Here is a 5559-nt window from a genome sequence, read left to right as displayed (position 1 = left end):
GCGCCCCCTGCGGGAGGCGACCGGGATCACGGTCGATGACCTGGCCAAGCGCCTCATCGACTACGGATTCCACGCGCCGACCATGTCGTTCCCCGTTGCGGGGACGCTCATGGTCGAGCCGACCGAATCCGAGGATCTCGGTGAGCTCGAGCGGTTCATCGAGGCGATGATCGCGATCAAGGCCGAAGCCGACGCGGTGGCCGCAGGGGAGTGGCCCGCGGGCGACAACCCGCTGGTGAATGCCCCGCACACAGCCGAGGCCATCGCGGTCGGCGACTGGCAGCATCCGTATTCGCGCGAGCGGGCGGTGTATCCGGTTCGTTCCCTGGTGCGCTCGAAGTATTGGCCCCCGGTGCGCCGCATCGACCAGGCCTACGGCGACCGCAACCTCGTCTGCGCCTGCCCGCCCCCCGCCGCGTTCGCCTAGCACTCCCGCCCCGCCCCCGCGAGACGGAACCTGGCGCGCGAAACGTGGCCCCGCCCCACGCGCCAGGTTACGTCTCACGGTGCGGACGGTGTGAGCTCGGGGCGAGGGTGGCGAGCATGGTGGGGTCGGGTGGGCGGATGCGGGGCACGCCGCTCGACGCGAGCGCACGTCGAAGGGGCTCGGCGCGCATGGCGTCGTTCCAGTCCCAGCGCGCGAAGCCGCGTAGGTGTCGACGCAAGCGGTCTTCGCGGCGCTTCTCGGCGATGAGGTCGGCGGCGCTCCGGTACTTGCCGTATCCATCGGACTCTCCGGCGATTCCAGAGCGCGGCCAGTAGAAGTCGCAACGGTCGTCATGCCCTTCGAAGTGGAACGGATGCTGGAGCTCGGGTTCCTCAAACCCCAACCAGCCGATGACCGCGCGGCTGACCGATTCGCCAACGCTCTCGGAGCGCGGGTCGGCGTGTTCAATGGCCCATACACATCGACGGCGATGACGACGATCCACCTGCAGCGAAAAGGCGTCACGAATCTCCGCGATGGTGCACAGACCGAGTTGACGCTTGCTGATCGTCGCGTCCACGGCCGCCACGCCCCACGCGGGCGGAAGGGTGCGGGCCAGGGAGACGGCAGTGTCAGCCGAAGCGGTCAGCAGGAAGCCCCCAGCCTCGACGACGCGGGGCGTCGTGAGGCTTGCGTGCCGCACGACATCGCCTACCCGGTGCGACCGCGTCGCCTCGCCATCGAAGAGGTGGATGTCGCGAGGTTCGCCGATTATTGGTTGACCCCACAGTGCGGCGGCGGACTCGCGACAGAACACTGCGTCCGGCCGGAGTAGCGCGACGGCGTGGACGCGCGCCAGGTAACGATCCCACGGGGTGAGGGTGCGCCAGGCGGCCGCATCCGCCCAAACGCCGTGTCGTACGCGCACGAGCGTGCGGTCATCACGCGGTCGAGCAGTCGGCGCGGCATCCGATGCCACGTGGAAGATAACGGGACTCGGAGCGATTGCGGTCTTTGGCGGCATCCTTCATGCTTGAACACGCCCCGAAATCAGCCCTCGCCCCAAACTTCCGCGGTGGACAACGCGGCAATTCTTGCCCTCGTGGAGACGCGGCCGCCCTCTTCGCCGATACGCCTCCTCCGTGAGACGTGCGGTGGCGCGAGGGACGGACATCCGTGTGTCGCGCCAGGCTGTGTCTCAGGGCACCCGGGGCGTTAGAACACGGTGGGAAAGAGAGTCACCGCGAGGGGGTAACCGATGAAGGCGACGATATCGATCAGGGTGTGGGCGATCACGAGTGGCATGACCCGGCCCCAGCGCCGGTAGCACCAGCCGAACACGACGCCCATCGCGAAGTTGCCGACGATCGCGCCGAAGCCCTGGTAGGCGTGGTACGCGGCGCGAAGACCGGCCGTGGTCAGGATGATCGCCCACCAGTTCCAGCCGAACCGGCGGAGGCGATCGAACAGATACCCGAGAAAGATGACCTCCTCGGTCAGCCCAGCGCGCAGCGCTGCCAGCATCAGCAGCGGAACTGTCCACCACGCGGCATCCAGCGGCGAGGCGCTCACCTGAAGCGTGATCCCGAGCGCACGGCCTGCGACGTAGAGGGCAAGGCCCGGGATGCCGATCACGGCGCCGAGCAGGAGCGCACGCCCGAGATCGCCACCGAACCGCGAGAAGTCCAGGCCGATCCGCCTCAGGGCGTTGGACCCCGGCTCCCAGAGCAGGTAAATCACCAACGCCACCAGCGCCAACCCGAAGAAGATGCTGAGGAACTGGTACAGCGCGTTCCACAGCGCCTCGGCGTCCCGGTTCGGATTCAGCTGGGTCTGCTGCTGCGCGAGAGTCTGGTTTTCTTGAGCGGCACGGATGAGCGAGCGCGTGAACGACAGGATGCTGTACAGCGCCGACTGACCCACGGTGATCGCCAGGACGATCCACAGCTCCCACGTCAGCCGCGTACGTGTTTGCCCCTCAACCCGCGAAACGTTCAGCACTTCGCTCACAACGGGAGGCCGCTTCGGGGGGTGCACCTTGTCAGATTGCCACATGCAACTCCCGCCGAGTTAAGGGTATGTAACTTTTCGGCCTCAGGTTTTGAACAACTCACAGCCCGCGCTTAGGGTTTTTCCATCCGTGCCGGGGTCGATCGTGCCCCGGCACACCACCCCTTGCACAGGAGGAAATGTGAAGATCTCGCGCTTCATGACGGCGGCAGCCATTGCCGGCGTCGGCGCCTTGGTGATCTCGGGTTGCGCCCCGAGCTCCGAGGACGATTCCGGGCTCATCGAGGGTTCTGCGATCTCGGTCGCCTGGAACCAGGCGTTCTATTCCATGAACGGGTTCACCTCGTACGGCAACGCCACCGCGAACAACAACATCAACTACATGGTGTTGGACGGCTTCAACTACTACGACAACACCCCGGCCCTCGTGAAGAACACCTCGTTCGGAACGTACGAGCTCGTCAGCGAAGACCCGCTGACGGTCACCTACACGATCAACGAGGGCGTGAAGTGGTCCGACGGCACCCCCGTCGACGCCGCCGACCTCATGCTCAACTGGGCCGCGCTCTCGCGCGCGCTCGACACGCCGGACTTCGACCCGGCTGACTTCACCGACCCCGAGACGGGTGAGTTCACCGACGCGTTTCCGACGGACGTCGTCTACTTCGACTCGGGTGCGACTCCGGATGCCGGTCTCGGCCTGGTCAGCCAGACCCCCGAGGTCAGCGAAGACGGCCGCTCCATCACGATGGTCTACGACGCTCCGTTCGTCGACTGGGAGCTGTCGTTCTCGTCCCCGCTGCCCGCGCACGTGGTCGCCAAGAACGCGCTGGGCATCACCGACAACGCCGAGGCCAAGCAGGCAGTGCTCGACGCGATCCAGAACGATGACGCGGCTGCCCTCGCGCCGATCTCGTCCTTCTGGAACTCCGGCTTCAACTTCACGTCGATGCCCTCGGACACAGAGCTCGTCACCGCGAGCGGTCCGTACATGATCACGGACTTCGTTGCCGATCAGTACATCACTCTGAAGGCGAACCCCGAGTACACGGGCGAGAACAAGCCGACCATTGAAGAGATCACGATCCGCTTCATCCCCGACCCGCTGGCTGCTGTTCAAGCCCTGCAGAACGGTGAAGTCGACATTATCTCGCCCCAGGCGACAGCTGACATCAAGACGGCTCTCGACGGTCTCGACGGAGTCACTGTCCTCACCGGTCTCGAGGGCACCTACGAGCACGTCGACCTTCAGTTCGAGAACGGCCGCAACCCCGAGAACATCTTCTCTAACCCCCTCGCCCGCGAGGCGTTCATGAAGACGATCCCCCGCCAGGAGATCGTGGACACGCTGATCAAGCCGATCATCGGTGATGACGCGATTCTGCGTAACTCGCAGCTGTTCGTTCCCGGTGCTGAGGGCTACGACGAGTCGGTGGCCAACAACACCTCGCTGGACTACGAGCAGGTTGACATCGAAGGCGCAAAGGCTCTCCTCGCTGAGTCGGGTGTGACCAACACGGACGTCTGCATCCTGTACGCAGCGAACAACCCGCGTCGTGTCAACGAGTTCGCGCTCATCCAGCAGTCGGCAAACCAGGCTGGCTTCAACGTCACGGACTGCGGTTCGACTGAGTGGGGCGGCCTGCTCGGTACCCCGGGTGCCTACGACGCATCCCTGTTCGGGTGGCAGTCGACGAGCCTCGGCGTTACCAACTCGCTGCCGACGTTCCAGACTGGCGGAATCAACAACCTGAACTTCTACTCGAACGCTCAGGTTGATGATCTGGTCGCACAGCTGAACGTCACGTTCGATAAGGCCGAGCAGATCACGATGCTCCAGGAGATGGACAAGCTGCTGTGGGAGGACTTCTACGGCGTCACCATCTTCCAGTTCCCGAGCGTGACCGCATACAGCGACCGCGTCCAGGGAGTCGATCCGTCCATTCTTGCCCCGACGATCTTCTGGAACGCCTGGGACTGGACAGTGACAAGCGGCGAGTCGACCGAGGGTTGACCGCCAGGGAGGCGCCGGACAGCGGCGCCTCCCACAGAGGGTGCAGGTCCTACCGGGACCTGCACCCTCGCACGTTAGACTTCTGCGCAATCGCGCCGGGCGAGACGGAAGATCCCGCAACTCGCCGACCCTCGGATAGGTAGGCCGCCCTCTTCATGGCTTCATTCATCGTTCGACGCCTTATCGCGTCGGTGTTCGTCCTCCTCGCGGCGACGTTCTTGATGTACATGCTCGTTTCGCTCGCGGGAGATCCGCTCGACGAGCTGCGGACGTCGAACGCGCCGAACAAGCAGGAGCTGATCGATGCACGCATCAAGCTGCTGAACCTCGACGTCCCCGCGCCGCTGCGGTACTTCTTGTGGTTGGGGGCAGTTCTGCGTGGCGACTTCGGCATCAGCATCCAGAACCAGTCGGTCAACGCACTGTTGGCCAACGCGCTCACCTCGACCATCACGCTCGTGACGACCGCGACCGTCGTGGCGATCATTCTTGGACTCGCGGTGGGTATCGTCTCTGCACTGCGTCAGTACAGCGGATTCGACTACGGCGTCACTCTCGTCGCGTTCCTTTTCTTTTCGCTCCCGATCTTCTGGGTCGCGGTACTGCTGAAGCAATACGGCGCTATCCAGATGAACAACTGGCTCGCGGACCCCGCCATAGCCGCACCCGTCATCGTCATCGGCGCACTCCTCTCCGGGGTCGTCTGGATGTCGCTGCTGGGTGGTTCGCTACGTAAGCGCCTTCTCGTCTTCGCGATCGGGACTGTTGCCACTGCTGGAGTGCTCGTTTACCTCTCGGCTACGAGGTGGTTCGCCGACCCGAGCATCGGGATCGTCGTCTTCGTGATTCTTAGCGTCGGCATTGCGGTAGCGGTGACGGCGATCTCAACCGGTTTGCGAAACCGCCGCGCGCTCTACGCCTCGCTTGTCGTCGTCGTCATTGCCATCGCGCTCTACTTCCCGATGATGTACTACCTACTGAGCGGGATGACACTTCCGCTGTTCCTAGGACTCGCTGCCCTCACCATCGTCGTTAGTGGCGCGATCGGATGGCTCTTCGGAGGCAACGATCGCGGTCCTGTCATCCGCACCGCCATCATCGTCGGCGT

General features: G+C 64.4%; 4 protein-coding genes and 1 pseudogene. 3 read left to right on the top strand and 2 right to left on the bottom strand.

Annotated features, from left to right (window positions below):
- Positions 1 to 427: pseudogene (locus Q1V87_RS15355) on the top strand (glycine dehydrogenase (aminomethyl-transferring)); the annotation flags it as partial.
- A gap of 67 nt (positions 428 to 494) precedes the next feature.
- Here Q1V87_RS15355 and Q1V87_RS15350 read toward each other — a convergent pair.
- Together Q1V87_RS15350 and Q1V87_RS15345 are read right to left on the bottom strand one after the other, a co-directional pair.
- Positions 495 to 1451 carry a hypothetical protein gene (locus tag Q1V87_RS15350; protein WP_300594824.1) on the bottom strand — a complete coding sequence of 319 codons (957 nt, stop codon included), beginning with the start codon at positions 1449 to 1451 and terminating at the stop codon, positions 495 to 497.
- A gap of 191 nt (positions 1452 to 1642) precedes the next feature.
- On the bottom strand, positions 1643 to 2437 hold the full coding sequence (locus tag Q1V87_RS15345) for a CPBP family intramembrane glutamic endopeptidase (protein WP_300594821.1): 795 nt from the start codon (positions 2435 to 2437) through the stop codon (positions 1643 to 1645).
- A gap of 181 nt (positions 2438 to 2618) precedes the next feature.
- Between Q1V87_RS15345 and Q1V87_RS15340 the strand changes: the two genes are divergently transcribed.
- Together Q1V87_RS15340 and Q1V87_RS15335 are read left to right on the top strand one after the other, a co-directional pair.
- Positions 2619 to 4451: an ABC transporter family substrate-binding protein gene (locus Q1V87_RS15340; protein ID WP_300594818.1), complete on the top strand. Its 1833-nt coding sequence runs from the start codon at positions 2619 to 2621 to the stop codon at positions 4449 to 4451.
- A 155-nt stretch (positions 4452 to 4606) separates the two neighbouring features.
- The coding region (locus Q1V87_RS15335; protein ID WP_300594816.1) for an ABC transporter permease at positions 4607 to 5559 on the top strand (953 nt) is incomplete at its 3' end.

It is taken from the genome of Microbacterium sp., assembly GCF_030149085.1.
Taxonomy (GTDB): Bacteria; Actinomycetota; Actinomycetes; order Actinomycetales; family Microbacteriaceae; genus Microbacterium.
Note: the sequence above shows the minus strand (reverse complement) of the source record. Positions and strands in the feature narration are given on the sequence as shown.